The following is a 17,399-nucleotide window of genomic DNA, read 5'->3' on the forward strand; positions in this document are numbered from 1 at the left end:
TCTATCCCGTCGGGCGGTAGAAGCCGATGAACGACTGACCCGCGTTCGTGGTGCGGATCTTGCTGATCTGCACCGGGTCACCGGCTTCGATCATCTGGCCGTCGCCGATCACCATGGCCACGTGCCCGGACCAGACGACCAGGTCACCGGGCAGCAGCTGGTCGATCGAAGGCACCTCGGCGCCGACCGTCTGCTGGGCCGCCGTGCGCGGCAGCTGCAGGCCGGCGTCCTGGTAGGACGTCATGGTCAGGCCGCTGCAGTCGAGGCCCTGGCCGCGTGCCGTCCCGCCCCAGACGTACGGCACGCCGAGCTGCGAAAGCGCGTTGCGCACGGCCTTGGCCGCGGTCTCGTTCGGCGCCATGACCTGCTTGCCGCCGGGCAGGTTGATCGCGACGCCCGAGCCGGGCTGGGGCGGGATCGCGACCGGCAGCCGCGGCTTGTGCACGGTGCCGCCGCCCCCGCCACCGCCGCCGCCTCCCCCGCCGGAGCCGCCTCCCGAGCCGCCGCCGGAGTGCCCGCTGTTGCTGTTGAACGACGACGGCACGTTCGTCGTGGCGGACGCGCTGCTCGTGGACGTCGACTGCTCGCCGCCGCCGAGGCGGGTGCCGATGTCGGTGAGCTGGTTGATCGTCTGCTCGGTGAAGGTCGCGGCCTGGCCGGTGAGCTGGCTGATCTTCGCCTGCAGCTTCATCAGGACGTCGCGCGACGCGGCGGCACGGCTCTCCGGCGGCTGGATCGACTTGACCGCCGCCAGCGCCTTCATCGACGCCGAGATCTCCTTGATGATCCGGTCGCGCACCTGGTCGTTCTTGATCTCGCCGACGTGCAGGGTCTCGGCCGCTTCGGCGACGGCCTTTTCGATTTCGGCGCTCTCGTCGAGGAGGTCCTGGACCTCCTTCTCGAGGCTCTGCGACGTCGCGGTGGCGCGGTCGGTCGTCGAACCCGAACTGGCGGAGGCCAGGTTCACGCGCTGGTCGGCGGCGTGGTCGCGGGTGCGGCCCACGGACGTCCGCAGCGCGACGTGCGCGTCCCGCGCCCCGCTGATGGCGGCCGGGTCGTGGCGGAGCTTCTGCGCGAACTGGTTCGTGGTGTCCAGTCCGTGCCGGACGAGCAGGTCGGCGTGCTCGGTCACGCGAGGTCCTGCCCGAGCCTGCGGACGACGTCGCCGTGCTCGGCCTCGACGGCCGAGTAGTTGCGGTCGGTCTGCCGGGCGGCTTCGCCGACCTGCCGCCAGCCGCCGCCGACCCGGTGCATCTTCTCCTGCAGCGCGCGCATCCGGCCGCTGTAGGCGCCGGAGAAGCCGGACTCGCCGCCCACCTCGGAGAAGCCGTGGCCGCCGAGCGTCACGTGCGGGCCGACGTGCTGGTCGGCCGCGCTCTTGACGTCTTCGCCGAGCGGGTCGACCTCGCGCGCATACCGCGCGTACGCGCCGTCATCGACGTGAAACCCCTGCTGCGAACCGTCCACTGGCCCTCCCTGTCACCGGAGGTGGGACGTCCCCACGTCACCCCCGGTTCCCCTGCTCAGGGACCCAGCCTAGTCCACGGTCCGTGCCCGGGTGGGCGAATTGCCGGACTCAGCCGGTGACCTTCGCGAGCCAGCCCGGGTCCTGCCAGTTGACGATCGCGCCGTTCGACGTCACGGTCGGCGTGCCGAACCCGCTCTGCCCGTTGCCGAAGTCCTGCGCCAGCTTCGGGTCCTTCTCGATCTGCTGGAAGGCCGCGTTGACCTGCGCGTCGTACGTGCCCGCGTTGACCGTCTGGGCGAACTTCGGGTCGGTGATCCCGACGTTCTTGCCGAGCTCGATCAGCTGCGCCTTGTCGTAGCCGCGCTTGCCCTCCTCGGGCTGGTTCGCGAACAGCGCGTCGTGGAACTGGAGGAACTTGCCGGCGTCGGCCGCCGCGAGCGCCGCGTTCGCCGAGTCCAGCGAGTAGCCCGGCGGGTCCGACCGCTCGTTGAGCAGCGGCACCATGTGGTAGCGCACCTGCAGCTTGCCGTCGTTGATCGCCTGCTCGACGTCGGTCTTGTAGGTCTTCTCGAACTGGCCGCAGATCGGGCAGAGGAAGTCGGCGTAGACGTCGATCGAGGCCTTCGCGCCCGGCTTGCCGACGGTGACGACGACGCCGTCGCGCTTCTGCGTGACGTCCGAGGTCAGCGAACTCGTGGGCGCGCCGGGGTTGATCACCTGGCCCTCGGTCTTGTTCTTGTCCGAGATCGTCCAGATCACGCCGCCGGCGATCAGCACGACCAGGACGACCACGGCGATGATCCCGATGGTCCACGCCCGCTTGTCGCCGCTCGCGCCCCTGGCCTGGGCCACCGCCTTGGCTCCCCCGGCCTGCGAGGCCTGCCGGCGCTTCCGCGCGGTCCGCTGTGCTCCACCCACTGTGTATCAGTTCCCTTCCGCGATACCCGAGTAGTCGTGCCCGGGCTCGGTGGAGTTCCCGCGACCCCGCGCCAGCCAGCCGTCGAGCGACAGCCAGGTGCGCGGCCGCGCCAGCAGCCAGACGGCCAGCAGCGCGAAACCGGAGTCGCGGAGGATCTCCTGCGGGTACTCGGTCTGTCCCGCCGCCACCTGCCCGCCGCCGCCGAAGCACCCGCAGTCGATGCTCAGCCCGCGCGCCCACGACTGGGCGATCCCGGCGACGAGCACGACGAGCAGCACCAGCGCGGCGCCCGCGACCCACCGGGTCACCAGGCCCGCGAGCAGGAACAGCCCGAGCGCGAGTTCGACGAGCGGCAGCGCGATGGCCACCACGTTGGCGAGTGCGTCCGGGAGCACGTCATAAGCCTTGACGGCGATCAACGTCTGCCCGGGATCCGCCAGTTTCAGCGCACCGGAAACGAGCCAGACGGCCGCCAGCCCGATCCGGGCGAGCGTGCCGACGGCGTCCAGTACGGGTTGGGACGGTCGCACCACGCACCTAGGCTAACGGGAGGACCTGAGAACCACGTGAGGGCACGGCAGCGGCGGAGGGAGCGGCTGGATGCGGTTTCGCGCGCTCCTCGCTTCGGCGTTGCTGCTGGTCACGGCGTCGGCGTGCGGGCCGGGGAAGGTCTCGCCGACCGACTCCCTGGTGACCCGCGCCAGTGCCACGGATCACCTGACCATCGGCATCCGGTTCGACGCGCCGGGGCTGTCCGAGCACACCGTCGACGGCCGGTTCGTGGGTTTCGACGTCGACGTCGCGACTTTCGTCGCATCGGAACTGGGCGTCGCCGCGAAGGACATCACGTGGCGTGAGACGACGTCGGCGACGCGCGAAACGGACCTCACCTCCGGCGCGGTCGACCTGGTCGTCGCGACGTACTCGATCACCGACAAGCGCAAGCAGCTGGTGTCGTTCGCCGGGCCGTACTTCACGACCGGGCAGGACCTGCTGGTGCGGCGCACGTCACCGGACATCACGGGCCCGGAGACGCTCAACGGGCGGCGGCTGTGCTCGGTCACCGGCTCGACGCCGGCGCAGCAGGTGAAGGACAAGTTCGCCCAGGCCGTGCTGCTGGTCGAGTACCCGCGCTACCCGGACTGCGTGACGGCGTTGCTCGCCGGCCAGATCGACGCCGTGACCACCGATGGGGTGATTCTCGCCGGGTACGTCGCGCGGGACCCGGAGCTGCTGAAGGTCGTCGGGAAGCCGTTCTCGAAGGAGAACTACGGCGTCGGCCTGCGCAAGGGCGACACCCAGGGCGTCAACGCGGTCGACGACGCGATCCGGAAGATGATCTCGTCCGGGGAATGGCTGCGCTCGCTCAACGCGAACATCGGGCCGTCCGGTTACCAGCTGCCCGCGCCGCCCGAGGTCACCGAGAAGTGAAGCTGCCCGACCTGCCCGTCCGAGCCGTCCTGCCGGACCTCCTTTCGGCGCTGGACGCGCACGGCACCGCGGTGCTCGTCGCACCGCCCGGGACGGGGAAGACGACGCTGGTGCCACTCGCGCTGGCTGCCGGAACGGGCCGCGTGGTCGTCGCCGAGCCTCGCCGGCTGGCCGCCCGGGCCGCGGCGGCGCGGATGGCCGCGATCCTGGGCGAACCGGTCGGCGAAACGGTCGGTTATGCCGTGCGCGGCGACCGGAAGGTGTCTTCGCGGACGCGCATCGAGGTCGTGACGTCGGGGCTGCTGGTGCGGCGCGTGCAGGGCGATCCCGAGCTGCCCGGCGTGTCGACGGTCCTGCTCGACGAGTGCCACGAGCGCCACCTGGACGCGGACCTGCTGCTGGCGTTGCTCCTGGACGTCCGCGCGGGGCTGCGCGACGACCTGCGGCTCTTGGCGACGTCGGCGACGGTCGCCGCGGGCCGCCTGGCCACGCTGCTGGGGGACGCCCCGGTGATCACGGCCACGGCGCCGACGTATCCGGTCGCGTTTTCCTACGTCCCGCCCGCGCGCGGTGAGCGCATCGAGGCCTGTGTGGCGCGAGCCGTTCGGACCGCGCTGTCCGCAGGGGACGGTGACGTGCTCGCCTTCCTCCCCGGCGCGGGTGAGATCGCGCGGACGTCGGGGCTGCTGCGGATGTCCGATGTGGACGTCCTGCCGCTGCACGGGCGGCTCTCGGCGGCGCACCAGGACGACGCCATACGGCCACGCGACAAGCGTCGGGTCGTGCTGGCGACGGCGGTCGCGGAGTCGAGCCTGACCGTGCCGGGCGTGCGCGCGGTCGTCGACTCCGGGCTGGCGCGCGTCCCGCGGGTCGACCACCGGCGCGGGCTGCCCGGCCTGGCGACCGTGCGTGTCTCGGCGGCGGTCGCGACGCAGCGGTCCGGTCGCGCGGGCCGCGAAGGGCCGGGCCGGGCGTATCGCTGCTGGGCGGAGAACAAGCAGTCACTGCTCCCCGCGTACCCCGAGCCCGAGATCCGCACGGCCGAGCTGGCCCGGCTGGCGTTGGAGCTGGCGTGCTGGTCGACGCCCGACGGGAGCGGGCTGGCCTGGTGGGACCCGCCGGGCGAGGGCGCGCTGGCGGCGGGCCGCGCGCTGCTGGCCACGCTGGGCGCGACCGCCGACGGCGTGGTCACCGGACGCGGGCGCCGGATGGCGGAGCTGGGGCTGCACCCGCGGCTGGCCCGCGCGCTGCTGGACGGCGCCTCGGAGGTCGGCGCCCGCAACGCGGCCGAAGTCGTGGCGCTGCTGGACGCCGGCGCCACGCTGACGGACGTCGACGCCGAACTGCGCCGCCTGCGGTCCGCGTCCGACGAACCGGCGCGCCGCTGGAAGCGCGAAGCCCAGCGGCTTTCGAAGCTCGTCACCGGCGAGGGGAAACCGGATGCGGCGCTGGTCGTCGGGCTCGCGCACCCCGAGCGGCTCGCGCGGCGACGTCCCGGCGGCGCGCCCGTCTACCTCATGGCCGGCGGCACCGCGGCCGAACTCCCGCCCGGCAGCGGGCTCGACGCCGAGTGGCTGGCCGTCGCCGAGGCGACCCGGGACCCCGGCCGCGTGCACGGGACCATCCGGCTCGCGGCGGCCGCCGACGAAAAACTCGCCGTCCGCGTCGCCGGGGTGTCCGAAGTGGACGAAGTGACCTGGGACGGCGACGTCGTCGCCCGGCGCGTCCGGAAGGTCGGCGCGATCACGCTGTCGTCGAAGCCGTTGCAGCACGCCGACGTCCACGACGCCCTCGTGACCGGGCTCCGCGAGACCGGCCTCGGCCTGCTGAAGTGGAGCCAGGACGCGACGCGGCTGCGTGAGCGGATGGCGTTCCTGCACCGCGTCGTCGGCGAGCCGTGGCCCGCGGTCGACGACGCCACCCTGCTGTCCGATGTGGACAGCTGGCTCGACCTCTCCGGCGCCCGGCGCAAGGCGGATCTCGCGAACATCGACGCGGGCACGGCTTTGAAGGCCCTCCTCCCCTGGCCGGAAGCGGCGAAGCTGGACGACCTGGCCCCGGACCGGCTGGAAGTCCCGTCGGGGTCGCACATCCGCGTCGACTACCGCGGTGACCAGCCGGTGCTCGCCGTGAAACTCCAGGAGACCTTCGGCTGGACCGCGACCCCCACGCTCGCCGGCGTCCCGGTGGTGCTGCACCTGCTCTCCCCCGCCGGCCGCCCGGCCGCGATCACCGCCGACCTCGAGTCGTTCTGGACCAGCGGCTACCCGGCGGTGCGCGCCGACCTGCGCGGCCGGTACCCGAAGCACCCCTGGCCGGAGGACCCCGCCACGGCCGTCCCGACCCGGCACGCCCGGCGCCGGACCTGACGAAAGTCGGGGGCGGTCCGCGACCGTCGTCCGATGCCCCGGGCCGGCCGGGAACCGCAGACTTCGATCCATGATCACACTCAGGGGATTGACCAAGCGCTACGGGGAAAAGACCGTGGTCGACGCGCTCACGTGCGACGTCGGGGCGGGTCAGGTGACCGGGTTCCTCGGGCCGAACGGGGCCGGGAAGTCGACGACCATGCGGATGACCGTCGGGCTCGACCACCCGCAGGAGGGCGAAGTCCTGGTCGGCGGGAAGCGGTACGCCGAACTGCGGCACCCGCTGCGCGAAGTCGGCGCGCTGCTCGACGCCAAGGCCCTGCACCCCGGCCGCAGCGCCGGGAAGCACCTCACGGCGATGGCGCGCAGCAACGGGATCGCGACCAGCCGCGTCGAAGAAGTCCTGGCCACCGTGGGACTTTCGGACGTCGCGGGCAAGCGGGCCGGGCAGTTCTCGCTCGGCATGGGCCAGCGGCTCGGCATCGCGGGCGCGCTGCTCGGCGACCCGGGCGTGCTGATGTTCGACGAGCCGGTCAACGGCCTCGACCCGGACGGCGTCCGCTGGGTCCGCCAGCTGATGCGCTCGCTGGCGGCCGAAGGGCGCACGGTGTTCGTCTCCAGCCACCTGATGAGCGAGATGCAGCTGACGGCCGACCACCTGATCGTCATCGGCAAGGGCAAGCTGCTGGCCGACGCGCCGGTCGCCGAGTTCATCGCGGGCAACTCCCGCACGACGGTCTCGGTGCGCGTCCCGGCCCCGGCCGAGCTCGCCGCGTTGGATACCCGGCTGCGGACCGAAGGCGCGTTGACGCACCCCGGCGAGCCCGACGAGCTGGTGGTGGACGGCCTCGACGTCACGCGCGTCGGCGATCTGGTGCACGAGCTGGGGATCCGCGTGCACGGGCTGGCCGAGCGGACGGCGTCGCTCGAGCAGGCGTACCTGGAACTGACCGCTTCTTCGGTGGAGTACGGGGTGTCGGCATGACGGTGCTGCACGGCCGCGCGGTGGCGTCGGAGTGGACGAAGTTCTGGTCGGTCCGGGCGACGTGGTGGTCGCTGGTCGCGGGCGCGGCGCTGATGCTGGGCTACAGCACGCTGTCCGGCATCGCCCAGCGCGTCGGCGACGACCCGCAGGCGGCGAACACGATCGCCCTGGGCGGCGGCTTCTACCTGGCCCAGTTCGCGGTGATCGCCCTCGCGACGCTGTTCGTGACGAGCGAATACGCGGGCGGCGGCATCCGCTCGACGCTGCTGTGGACACCGGTCCGCTCCCGGGTGGTCCTCGCGAAGGCCGCGGTGCTGGTGCCGGTGCTGTTCGTCGCGGGAGTGGCGTTGTCGTGCGCCGCAACGGCCTTGGCCGGCGCGGTGAAGGACGGCCACGGCCTGCCGACGAGCACCGCGGCGGCCGTCACGACGGCGATCGGGATGGGCGGGTACTTCGCGCTGCTGGGGGTGTTGTGCACGGGCGTCGGCTGGGCGCTGCGCAGCGCGGCGGGGACGCTGGTGACGGTGATCGTGCTGCTGGTGCCGCTGCCGCTGATCGTCGGGTCGCTGGGGCTGACGGAGCTGGTGCCGTACTTCCCGGGCATCGCGGGGCTGAACGCGATGGTGGAGCCGGGACATCCCAATCCGGTGACGCAGTCGGTGGCGCCGTACGCGCCTGGGGTGGGATTGCTGATCTGCGCGGCCTGGGCCGCGGCGGCGCTGCTGGTGGGCACGGCGGTGCTGCGCCGCCGGGACGCCTGAGCGCGACTGTCGTGGGTGAGAAACAGGTTTCTCACTCGCTACCGGCCACGCCGATGCCGGCCAGCAGCTCCCGGGCGCTGTCGACCAGCTCCTCGAAGGTCGGCGGTGTGAGGGAGCCGGTCCCGGCCAGGGAGTCGAAGATCGTCCCCTCCAGCCAGTTCACCACCACCGTCGCGTGCCGGTGGGGGGCCGACGAGCCCGCCGCCGTCAGGGCCGCCACCGCCAGGCGGCGGATCAGCAGGCCGCCCTCGTCGTACACCGCGCGCAGCTCGGGGCGGCGGGTGGCCTCCAGAGCGAACTCGTACCGGGCCAGCATCCGGGTCCGGCCGGTCGTGATCGCCTCGTACGCGAAGCCCGCGATCGACTCCGCCAGCCCGCCCGACGGCGGCATGACCTGGTCCAGCGCGACCATCCGCGCCATCGTCAGCTCCAGCAGGGCCGCCCGCGTGCGCGCGTAGTACGACGTCGAGCCCGCCGGGAGGCCGGCGGCCCGGTCGACTGCCCGGTGCGTCAGTCCGCGCATGCCCTCCGCGGCGATCACTTCGATCGCCGCGTCGCCGATGACGTCCACGCGGTCCACACGGGCACTCTACAGGTGTAGAGTCCTCTACAGATGTAGAGGAGGAGTCATGCGCGCAGTCGTCGTCGGCGGGGGCATCGGCGGCCTGGGGGCCGCGATCGGGCTGCACCGGGCCGGCTGGACCGTCACCGTCCTCGAACAGGCACCCGGGTTCGGCGACGTCGGCGCCGGGATCTCGCTCTGGCCGAACGCCCTGCGCTGCCTGGACGAGCTGGGCGTCGACCTCGGCGAGCACCTCGCCGAGCAGGACCAGGGCGGGCTGCGCGACCGCCACGGCCGGTGGGTCGCCCGCTGGGACGCCAATGACTTCCGGCGCTTCCACGGGCGTCCGCTCGCCGCGATCCACCGGGCCGACCTCATCGCCGGTCTCCGCGACGCGCTGCCCGCCGAGTGCCTGCGCACCGGCACGCGCGTCACCGAAGTGACCCAAGAGGGCTTGGTCCGCTTCGCCGGCGGGGAAATCCAGGCCGACCTCGTGGTCGCCGCCGACGGCATCCGCAGCCCGATCCGGCACGCGCTCTTCCCCGGCCACCCGGGCCCGGTCTACTGCGGCAGCACGGCGTTCCGCGGCGTCACCCGGCACCCGGGCACCGGGCTGAGCACGACCTTCGCGCCCGGCACCGAAATCGGCGTGCTCCCGCTGACCGGCGGCGACGTCTACTGGTGGGTCTCCTACGTCACCGAGCCCGACGCCCGCCCGGCCGACCTCAAGGCGTACCTGAAGGAGCACTTCGGCGACTGGCACGACCCGATCCCGGCGCTCATCGGCGAAACGCCACCGGAAGCCGTGCTCTACCACGACCTCTACCACCTGGCGACGCCGCTGGACACGTACGTCCGCGGCCGCGTCGCGCTTCTCGGCGACGCCGCGCACGCCATGCCGCCGTTCCTCGGCCAGGGCGGCTGCCAGGCTCTCGAAGACGCCGTCGTGCTCGCGCACGCTGTGTCCACAATGGACATCGACGGCGCACTCGCCGCCTACGACGCCGAACGCCGGCCACGCAGCCAGAAGGTCGCGCGCGCCTCGGTCCGGGCCGGCAAAGCCGGGCCGCAGCTGACCAGCCCGCTCCTGACGGCGCTGCGCATGAACCTGCTGCGGCTCGTCCCGACGAAGGTGACGGCCCGCGCCGGCGCGTCGGTCAGCGGCTGGCGTCCGCCGCGTCTCCCCCGGCCAGCCCCGCCTCGTACGCCGTGATCGCGGCCTGCACCCGGTTCTTCGCGCCGAGCCGGGTCAGGATCGTGCTCACGTGCGCCTTCACCGTGCCCTCGACGACGAACATCTTCGCCGCGATGTCCGCATTGGACAGTCCGGCCCCGAGCAGCGTCAGCACTTCGCGCTCGCGCGGCGTCAAGAGGCCGACTTTCGCGCGGGCCGCTGCGGCCCGGGTGAGCCGGCCGCCCGACAGCCGCGCGATCACCCGCTGCGCCACCTTGGGCGAGAGGAACGCGGCCCCGTCGGCGACGGCGTGGATGCCTGCAAGCAGCTCACGCGGGTCGCCCGACTTCAACAGGAACCCGCCCGCGCCGAGGCCCAGCGCACGTTCGATGTACTCGTCCTCGCCGAACGTCGTCAGCATGATGATGCCGGCCGACGGCAGCAGCTTCCGGATCTCCGCCGCCGCGCCCAGGCCGTCCAGCACGGGCATCCGGATGTCCAGCAGCACGACGTCCGGGTGCGTCGCGAGCGCTTGCGCGACGGCCTCGCGCCCGTTCGCGGCCTCGGCGACGACCTCGATCTCCGCGTCCGCGCCGAGGATCGCCACCACCCCCGCCCGCATCATCGCCTCGTCGTCGGCGAGCACGACCCTGATCACGATCCCCCCTCGCTGAACCAGTCCTTCGAAACCAGCTTGCCGTCGGCGAAACACAGCCGGTAGGCGGCGTAGTCGTCGTCGAGCCACGACCGTCCGGCGCCGTAGTACTCGCACACGGCACCGGCCGGCGGGGGTGGTTCTCCGCGCGTCGGCCGGGCGCCGCGCTGGCGTTCCGGCAGCGTCAGCTCGGCCCGCGACTGCCCGATCCGCATCCGCTCGTAGGTCGAGCCGGGCAGTTCGGAAGTGGTCCACTGGTAGAGGAACGCGATCCCGCCGATCGCGAGGACCAGCCCGAACAACGCCAGCGGGACGACCACCGCCGGCACCAGGCTGCGCCGCACGTCGCGACGGGCCAGCTCCAGCGCCCGGGCGGACGTCGTGTCGCCGGCCGTTTCGGACGTCTCTTCGACCGGTGACGCGTCGTGCGGCAGCGTCGCGGTGACGGCGAAACCGCCCTCGTGCGGCGAAGCCCGCAGCGTCCCGCCGACCAGCCGGACGCGTTCGCGCAGGCCGATCAGCCCGACCCGCCCGGACGCGGCGCCCGGCAACGGCCCGGCGGGCGGCCGCGCGTTCACGACGCGCACCGACGTCTCCGAGCCGGTGCTCGTCACGCGCACGGTCACGGCCGCGCCCGGCGCGTGCTTCGCCACGTTCGTCAGGGCTTCCTGCACCACGCGGTAAGCCGCGCGGGCCACCATCGGCGGCGCCGACGAAGAGTCCACTGTGGATTCGATGAGCAGGCCGGACGCGCGGGCCCGCTCGATCAGCTCGCCGAGGTCGCCCTGCACCGGCTCGACCGGCGCGGCGTCCTCGCGGAGCACGCCGATGATCTCGCGCAGCCGTTCGGTCGCGGCCGCGGCGCCGGCCCGCAGCTGGGCGGCCGCGTCGCGCTGGGTGTCGTCGAGCCCGCCCGCCACCTCCAGCGCGGCCGCGCGGACCGCGATGAGGCTGAGCTCGTGGCCCAGCGAGTCGTGCATGTCGCCGGCGATCCGCGCGCGCTCGCGCAGCCGGGCCTGGCTCGCGACCAGCTGCTGCCGGCTCTCCATCTCCTCGGCCCGCCGCCAGCCCGTGCGGGCCAGCTCGCCGCGCAGCCGGACGTACCGGCCGAGCAGCCACGGCGACACCCCGGCGAACACCAGGATCGCGACCATCGCCCCCCAGTCGCCCACGCCGTCGGGCCCGACGAGCAGCGCCGGCGGCAAGCCGAGCACCACCACGGCCGCGCCGATCAGCAGGCCCGGGCGGGCCCGGTCCATCCGCAACGCGGCCTGGTAGCACATCGCCACCAGCACGAACACCACCCAGACGGGCACGCGGTCGCCGTACGGGAAGGGCACCGCGAGCGCGCCGGCCAGGGCGATGCCGAGGGAGACGACCGGGTACCGCCGGGCCGTCGCCACCGAACCGGCGACGACGGCGAGCCCGCCCGCGAGCTCCCACCACGACCGCGTGCCGACGGTGTCGGTGGCGACGATGAACGCCAGGAACAAGCCCAGGAGCACGTCGAGCGCCACGCGCCGCCGGCGCTTCGTCACCTCCCGCACGGGTTCGAAGCTACAAGCAGGTCAGCGGGCCGGACCACTGCCGAAGGTCAAGGTTTCGACGAAGGCGAGCGTCTGCGGCCAGGACAGCTTGAACGCCTCGGCGTTGACCTCGGTGCCGTGCCGCGAGGCGTCGCTGAAGCCGTGCTCGGCGCCCGGGAAGTGCTGGGTGAACGTCGCGCCGCGCGGCCGGGACTGCAACGCCGTCTGCAGCCGGGCGAACGTCTCGTGCGAGACGACGGCGTCGGCCTCCGGGTAGGCGACGAGCACCGGCGCGGCGATGCCTGTCGACAAAGCGACCGCGTCGAGGTCGTGGTTCGGCGGCGCGGGCACGCGGATCGTCGGGTGGTAGGCGACGACACCGGAAAGCCGCTGGTCACGGGCGGCGAGCAGGAGCGCGAAGCGGCCGCCGAGGCACCAGCCCACGACGCCGGCGGACGTGCAGCCGAGGTCGCCGAGCAGGTGGTCGAGCAACGCCGTCTGCTCGGCCAAAGCGGCCTCGTCACGCAGGTCGCCGAGCTTCGCGCCGAGGTCCTCGCGGGAGGTGTTGTCGGTGCTCGCGCCGTGGAAGACGTCCCAGGTCAGGGCCGTGATCCCGCGGCCGGCCAGCTCGTCGGCCCAGGCCCGGACCTGCTCGCCGATCCCGGTGATCATCGGCAGGAGCAGCATCCCGCGCTCGGAGCCGCCGGCCGGGCGGGCCAGGTACGCGGAGAGTTCGCCGACACGGATCGTGGACGTCTCGATGCTCATGTCCGCATGATGCATGATGATCCACCATGGCCGAGCGCACACTCGCCGATCAGTTGGGCGGCACCCTCCCCGAAGGCATCGAGGCCCTCGAGGAGCACGAACGACAGGACCTCGCGAACGCGCTGCGCGACGCGCGCAGGCGGCAGGCGAAAGCGCTTGCGGAAGCGGGCGAAGAGGGCCTCCGGTACGTCCCCGCGTTGCTGCGCGGGGCGGTCCGCAAGGCGGTCGGGCTGTGACGAACTACGACGCCGAAGCCGAGATCCTCAAGCTCGCCCGCGTCCTCGACGTCGAGCCCGGGCGGCTCGGGTACCTGGCCCGCGTCGACGCCGGTGACCTGCAGGCCTTCCGCGAGCAGGTCACGGACACGCTCTTCGACGCCAACATCGCCGTGCTCCAGCGGATGGCCCTGGCCGCACGGCTGCTGCCCGGCGGGGTGCTCGCGAAGATCGCCGAGAAGGTCTTCGGGCCGCTGCTCTGCGCCCGGATCGCCGGGGTCGTCGACGTCGCGCGCGGTGTCGACGTCGCCAAGCGCCTGCACCCGCGGTTCCTCGCCGAGGTCGCGGCGGAGCTGGACCCGCGGCGCGCGAGCGCGATCATCTCGCGCATCCCCCTGGACACCGTCCTCGCGGTCGCGGCCGAGCTGGCCCGCAAGGAGGACTGGATCACCCTCGGCCGGTTCGTCGGGCACCTGCCGGACCCCACCGTGCGGCGCGCGCTGGAGGAGATCGACGACCCCGGTCTGCTGCGGATCGCGTTCGTGCTCGACGACAAGAGCCGCATCGACCACGTCGTCGGCCTGCTCCCGGCGCACCGGCTCGGCCGCGTGATCACGGCCGCCGGGGCCGACGAAGACCTCTGGACACCGGCGCTCGACCTGCTGAACCACCTGGGCGAACCCCGCCGGGCCACCCTCGCGCCGCTGCTCGGCGGGCTGCCCGACGGGTTGCGCGAACGCGCTCAGGCGACGATCAAGTAGATCCCGTAGCCGACGATCGCCGCGCACAGGGCGAAGCAGATGACCGCGCCGGTCAGCGGGCCGGTGCCGGAGGCCCCGGACTCGCGGGCCGATTCGCGCTGGGAGAGCCCGACCACCCCGAAGGAGAACAGGCTCGCCAGCACGACGACCGAGCCGAGCGCGACGACGAAGACGAGACCGAGGGAACCCCAATCGATGTGCACGGCGCTCCTCAGGCGTTGGCCGGCTGCACGCCGGGCTCGGGCTCGTTGATGGTCTTGGCGCTGACCGGGTTCCGCTTCGACGCGAGGTAGATGCCCACCGCGACGACGACCCCGGCGATGCCGATCAGGACCGTGCCCCAGCTGCCGAGCGTCGAGACCTCGGCGGCGACGGCGCCGACGATCGCGGCGGCCGGCAGCGTCAGCGCCCAGGCGACGACCATCTTGCCCGCGACGCCCCAGCGGACCTCGGCGAGCTTGCGGCCGAGGCCGGAGCCGATGATGCCGCCCGAGCAGACGTGCGTGGTGGACAGCGCGAACCCGAGGTGGGCCGACGTCAGGATGACCGCCGCGGCGCTCGTCTCGGCCGCGAAGCCCTGCGGCGTCTGGATTTCGGTGAGCTTCTTGCCCATCGTCTGGATGATCCGCCAGCCGCCGAGGTAGGTGCCGAGCGCGATCGCGGTGCCGGCCGTGAGGATGACCCAGATCGGCGGGTTCGAGCCCGGCGCGAGCGAGCCGGACGCGATCAGCGTCAGCGTGATGACGCCCATGGTCTTCTGCGCGTCGTTGGTGCCGTGCGCGAGCGAGACCAGCGACGCCGAGGCGATCTGGCCGGCCTTGAACGTCCGGCCGACGGTGTCCTGCTTCGCCCGGGCGGTGATCCGGTAGACGAGGAAGGTGCCCAGCGTCGCGACGATCCCGGCGACGATCGGCGAGGCCAGCGCGGGGATGAGGACCTTCTCGACGACCTTGCCGAAGTGGACGGCGTCGGAGCCCGACGCGATCCAGGTGGCGCCGATCAGCCCGCCGAACAACGCGTGCGACGAGCTCGACGGCAGCCCGATCAGCCAGGTCACCAGGTTCCACACGATCGCCCCGACCAGGCCGGCGAAGATGATGACCGGCGTCACCTTGGTGTCGTCGACGATGCCACCCGAAATCGTCTTGGCGACCTCCACCGAGAGGAACGCGCCGACGAGGTTCAGCACGGCGGACACAGCGACGGCGATCCGCGGTTTCAAGGCGCCGGTGGCGATGGACGTGGCCATCGCGTTGGCGGTGTCGTGGAAGCCGTTGGTGAAGTCGAAAGCGAGTGCCGCGACGATCACCACCAGCACGATGAGTGAGAAGTCCATGGCGGCCCTCTTCCGAAGCCGGGGGCGGTTCGTTAGCAACGCTACTGATCAACAGGAGCGGCTCCGATCCCTGTTCTGTGACGGGTCCCTGAACTTCCGATGAACCGGGGTGGGGACAGCCCCACCGCGGACCCGGGGGTGCGGCCCAGTGCTCTCGCCCGGCCGGGCTGCGACCGTCGAGACCGGCGAAAGGGGGCAGCGATGAACAAGCTGGGGTGGGCGGTCGTCGCGACGGCGGTTTCGGCGGTGTTGTTCTTCTTCGGCACTGGTCTGGACCCCGTGCCGGAGCTGGCCTGGCTGGCGCCGCTGCCGGTCCTGCTGCTCGCGCCCCGGGTCCCCGCCGCGGCCGCGCTCGGCTGCGCGTTCGCCGCCCACCTCGCGGGCAGCAGCGGGTCGTGGAGCTACTTCTGGCATTCGCAGGCGGTCCCGCGGCCGGCGGCGCTCGCGATCCTCGGCGGCAGCGCGCTGCTGTTCGCCTTGTCGGCGGGCCTGTTCCGGCTGCTGGTCCGGCGCGGCCACGGCTTCCTGGCCGCCTTCGCCGCGCCCGCGTTGTGGACGGTCGGGCTCTACGTCGTCTCCCTGCTCAACCCGACCGGGTTGATGGGCACGCTGATGACGACCCAGGCCGACCGGCCGTCCGTGCTGCGGCTCGCCGCGATCACCGGCGGCTGGGGCGTGGAGTTCCTGGTGCTGTTCGTCCCGGCCGCCGTCGCCGCCGCGCTCGCCCCCGGGGTCCGCGGTGTCTCCCGGTTGACCGCCCTGGTGGCCGTCGCCGCGGCGCTGCTGGGGCTCGCCTGCTGGAGCGTCCCGGCCTTGACCGGGCCGGCCACGCGGGTCGCGCTGGTCGCGCCGGGCGAGCACCGCTGGGCGGTCGACGTCGCCACCCCGGACGGCCAGGCGCTCGTCCGGTCCTATGTGGACCAGATCGGCCGGCTGCCGGACGGCGTCCAGGCCGTGGTGCTGCCCGAGGCCACCTTCGCGGTCGACACCGCGAGCCGTCCGCGGCTGGTCGAAGCCTTCACCGACGTCGCCCGCACGCGGAACCTCGACGTCGTCACCGGCGTCCTCGACACCACTCCGGAAGGCCGGTTCAACGCGGCTCTGGCTGTTTCGCCGTCCGGCGCGCCCGTCGAATACCGCAAGTGGCACAACGGCGATGCGAAGAACATCGCGTCCGGCACCGAACTCGCCCGCGTCGCCGGGATCGGGCTGATGGTGTGCATGGACGTCAACTTCGCCGACCCCAGCGGTGGCTACGGCGCGGCCGGCACCGGCCTGGTGCTGATCCCGGCGTCCGACGAAGACGTCGACGGCCGGGAGCACAGCCGCACGGCGCTGATCCGCGGCGTCGAGAACGGCTTCTCGGTCGCGTGGAGCGCGGCTCGCGGGACGCCGATGCTGGCCGACGCCCACGGCCGCGTGCTGGCCGACACCCACCCCGGCGGCAGCCCGTTCTCGGTGGTCACCGCCGACGTCCCGGTCGGCCCGGGCAAGACGTTCTACGCCCGCTTCGGCGACTGGTTCGCGTGGCTCTGCGGCCTGGTCGCGCTGGCCGGGATCGCCGTGAGCGCCCGCAAGCCGTCAAACTTCGAGCGCCTTGGCGTTGCGTAGCACCTTCGACCACGCCGGGTCGGCGCACAGCGTGCAGCCCGGCCCGAAGAAGACGCCTCGCGCCTGCGGGTCGCCCGCCAGCCAGTAGCGGAACCACGCCGTGATCGCGCCCCGGAAGCCGCCCGCGTCGCCGGCCGCGGTGAAGTGGGTGGCTCCGGCGAGTTCGCCATAGACCGCGGGGACCTGCGACGCGGCGTAGTAGCGCGGGAGCACGAGCAGCCCCGGCGGGACGATGACGTCGAACTGACCGGCGAGGAAGAACACCGGGCCGTGCAGGGCCGGGACGGACCCGAGCGGGCCCGGCTCGATCGGCACGGTCGTGGTGACGAGCGGGTCGGCGCCCGCGGCGATGGCCCCGCCGCCGCCCTGGGAGTGCCCGGTCGCGCCGATGTGCGCGGTGTCGATCCGGCCGAAGTACTCGCTGCCGGGACGGCTGTTCTCCGCGACGAGCGTGCGGGCGCCGTCGAGCATTTCCTGGCCGCTGCCGGAGTTCGTCGTGTCGGCGGCCGCCACGACGAACCCGTAGGACGCGAGGTGGCTCAGCAGCGGCGCGTAGACGGCGGGCGTCGCGCCGGTGCCGTTGCCCCAGAGGATCACGGCGTGCTTGCCGCCGCCGAGGTTCGCCGGGCGGAAGACGGTGTGGCCGGCGTCGAGGGGTTCGCTGACGACAGCGTACGGACCGGGCTGGTCCCACTGCACCGGCGCGGCCTGCGCCGGCTGCGGGATCACGAAAAGGGCCGCCAAGAACGCCACGAGCCACAGCCGTCGCATAGTGCTTCTCCCTGTCACGCCGTCGGAACAGTCACCCCATGATCGGTCGCGAGCCCGTCACGGTCGGTTGTCACTCGTCACAAAGAA

Annotated in this window: 19 protein-coding genes; 8 read left to right on the forward strand and 11 right to left on the reverse strand. The window is 73.0% G+C overall.

Annotated features, from left to right (window positions below):
• Window position 1: 1 nt before the first annotated feature.
• The 4 genes from ACWEN0_RS32220 to ACWEN0_RS32235 all read right to left on the reverse strand — a co-directional run bounded on the left by ACWEN0_RS32220 (window position 2) and on the right by ACWEN0_RS32235 (window position 2,920).
• Window positions 2–1,132 (reverse strand): C40 family peptidase, encoded by a 1,131-nt coding sequence (locus ACWEN0_RS32220; protein ID WP_451982113.1) that lies wholly within the window; start codon window positions 1,130–1,132, stop codon window positions 2–4.
• Entirely contained in the window at window positions 1,129–1,467 is a 339-nt protein-coding gene (locus tag ACWEN0_RS32225; protein WP_451982115.1) for a hypothetical protein, read from the reverse strand. Before ACWEN0_RS32225 ends, ACWEN0_RS32220 begins: the two co-directional genes overlap by 4 nt.
• A 109-nt stretch (window positions 1,468–1,576) precedes the next feature.
• Window positions 1,577–2,320, reverse strand: a complete 744-nt coding sequence (locus ACWEN0_RS32230; protein WP_451982118.1) for a DsbA family protein — start codon at window positions 2,318–2,320, stop codon at window positions 1,577–1,579.
• A gap of 72 nt (window positions 2,321–2,392) precedes the next feature.
• The gene (locus tag ACWEN0_RS32235; protein ID WP_451982121.1) at window positions 2,393–2,920 is read right to left on the reverse strand and encodes a MauE/DoxX family redox-associated membrane protein; all 528 of its coding nucleotides are present in this window, start codon (window positions 2,918–2,920) and stop codon (window positions 2,393–2,395) included.
• A 67-nt stretch (window positions 2,921–2,987) separates the two neighbouring features.
• On the opposite strand from ACWEN0_RS32235, the gene ACWEN0_RS32240 reads away from it, so the two are divergent.
• From ACWEN0_RS32240 to ACWEN0_RS32255, 4 genes are all read left to right on the forward strand, one after another.
• The gene (locus ACWEN0_RS32240) at window positions 2,988–3,818 is read left to right on the forward strand and encodes a glutamate ABC transporter substrate-binding protein (protein ID WP_451982124.1); all 831 of its coding nucleotides are present in this window, start codon (window positions 2,988–2,990) and stop codon (window positions 3,816–3,818) included.
• Window positions 3,815–6,187, forward strand: a complete 2,373-nt coding sequence (gene hrpB / locus ACWEN0_RS32245) for an ATP-dependent helicase HrpB (RefSeq protein ID WP_451982127.1) — start codon at window positions 3,815–3,817, stop codon at window positions 6,185–6,187. Before ACWEN0_RS32240 ends, hrpB begins: the two co-directional genes overlap by 4 nt.
• A 70-nt stretch (window positions 6,188–6,257) precedes the next feature.
• Entirely contained in the window at window positions 6,258–7,172 is a 915-nt protein-coding gene (locus ACWEN0_RS32250) for an ATP-binding cassette domain-containing protein (RefSeq protein WP_451982130.1), read from the forward strand.
• On the forward strand, window positions 7,169–7,933 hold the full coding sequence (locus ACWEN0_RS32255) for an ABC transporter permease (RefSeq protein WP_451982133.1): 765 nt from the start codon (window positions 7,169–7,171) through the stop codon (window positions 7,931–7,933). The genes ACWEN0_RS32250 and ACWEN0_RS32255 overlap by 4 nt, the downstream gene beginning before the upstream one ends.
• A gap of 31 nt (window positions 7,934–7,964) precedes the next feature.
• Here ACWEN0_RS32255 and ACWEN0_RS32260 read toward each other — a convergent pair whose 3' ends face one another.
• Entirely contained in the window at window positions 7,965–8,456 is a 492-nt protein-coding gene (locus ACWEN0_RS32260; protein ID WP_451982259.1) for a TetR/AcrR family transcriptional regulator, read from the reverse strand.
• Between the two features lie 106 nt (window positions 8,457–8,562).
• On the opposite strand from ACWEN0_RS32260, the gene ACWEN0_RS32265 reads away from it, so the two are divergent.
• Entirely contained in the window at window positions 8,563–9,708 is a 1,146-nt protein-coding gene (locus ACWEN0_RS32265) for an FAD-dependent monooxygenase (protein ID WP_451982136.1), read from the forward strand.
• Here the strand turns inward: ACWEN0_RS32265 and ACWEN0_RS32270 are convergent.
• Genes ACWEN0_RS32270 through ACWEN0_RS32280 form a run of 3 tightly spaced genes read right to left on the reverse strand, consistent with a single transcriptional unit; the run spans window position 9,653 to window position 12,618 of the window.
• Window positions 9,653–10,327, reverse strand: a complete 675-nt coding sequence (locus ACWEN0_RS32270; protein WP_451982139.1) for a response regulator — start codon at window positions 10,325–10,327, stop codon at window positions 9,653–9,655. The two genes, ACWEN0_RS32265 and ACWEN0_RS32270, sit on opposite strands and share 56 nt — an antisense overlap.
• Complete coding sequence (locus ACWEN0_RS32275; RefSeq protein WP_451982142.1) at window positions 10,324–11,871, reverse strand: sensor histidine kinase; 1,548 nt, start codon at window positions 11,869–11,871, stop codon at window positions 10,324–10,326. Before ACWEN0_RS32275 ends, ACWEN0_RS32270 begins: the two co-directional genes overlap by 4 nt.
• Before the next feature lie 21 nt (window positions 11,872–11,892).
• Window positions 11,893–12,618 carry a dienelactone hydrolase family protein gene (locus tag ACWEN0_RS32280; RefSeq protein ID WP_451982145.1) on the reverse strand — a complete coding sequence of 242 codons (726 nt, stop codon included), beginning with the start codon at window positions 12,616–12,618 and terminating at the stop codon, window positions 11,893–11,895.
• A gap of 26 nt (window positions 12,619–12,644) precedes the next feature.
• On the opposite strand from ACWEN0_RS32280, the gene ACWEN0_RS32285 reads away from it, so the two are divergent.
• Window positions 12,645–12,854, forward strand: a complete 210-nt coding sequence (locus ACWEN0_RS32285) for a hypothetical protein (protein ID WP_451982148.1) — start codon at window positions 12,645–12,647, stop codon at window positions 12,852–12,854.
• Window positions 12,851–13,594 (forward strand): hypothetical protein, encoded by a 744-nt coding sequence (locus ACWEN0_RS32290; RefSeq protein WP_451982151.1) that lies wholly within the window; start codon window positions 12,851–12,853, stop codon window positions 13,592–13,594. Before ACWEN0_RS32285 ends, ACWEN0_RS32290 begins: the two co-directional genes overlap by 4 nt.
• On the opposite strand, the gene ACWEN0_RS32295 is transcribed toward ACWEN0_RS32290, so the two are convergent.
• Both ACWEN0_RS32295 and ACWEN0_RS32300 read right to left on the reverse strand, forming a co-directional pair.
• Window positions 13,576–13,797, reverse strand: a complete 222-nt coding sequence (locus tag ACWEN0_RS32295; protein WP_451982154.1) for a hypothetical protein — start codon at window positions 13,795–13,797, stop codon at window positions 13,576–13,578. The genes ACWEN0_RS32290 and ACWEN0_RS32295 overlap by 19 nt on opposite strands.
• Before the next feature lie 8 nt (window positions 13,798–13,805).
• On the reverse strand, window positions 13,806–14,930 hold the full coding sequence (locus ACWEN0_RS32300; RefSeq protein WP_451982157.1) for an anion permease: 1,125 nt from the start codon (window positions 14,928–14,930) through the stop codon (window positions 13,806–13,808).
• A gap of 201 nt (window positions 14,931–15,131) precedes the next feature.
• Here ACWEN0_RS32300 and ACWEN0_RS32305 point away from each other — a divergent pair, with 201 nt between their 5' ends.
• Window positions 15,132–16,541 carry an acyltransferase gene (locus ACWEN0_RS32305; RefSeq protein WP_451982159.1) on the forward strand — a complete coding sequence of 470 codons (1,410 nt, stop codon included), beginning with the start codon at window positions 15,132–15,134 and terminating at the stop codon, window positions 16,539–16,541.
• Here ACWEN0_RS32305 and ACWEN0_RS32310 read toward each other — a convergent pair.
• On the reverse strand, window positions 16,512–17,312 hold the full coding sequence (locus ACWEN0_RS32310) for a poly(ethylene terephthalate) hydrolase family protein (RefSeq protein ID WP_451982162.1): 801 nt from the start codon (window positions 17,310–17,312) through the stop codon (window positions 16,512–16,514). The genes ACWEN0_RS32305 and ACWEN0_RS32310 overlap by 30 nt on opposite strands.
• Between the last annotated feature and the right edge of the window lie 87 nt (window positions 17,313–17,399).

The sequence above is a fragment of the Amycolatopsis sp. NPDC004378 genome (assembly GCF_053602455.1).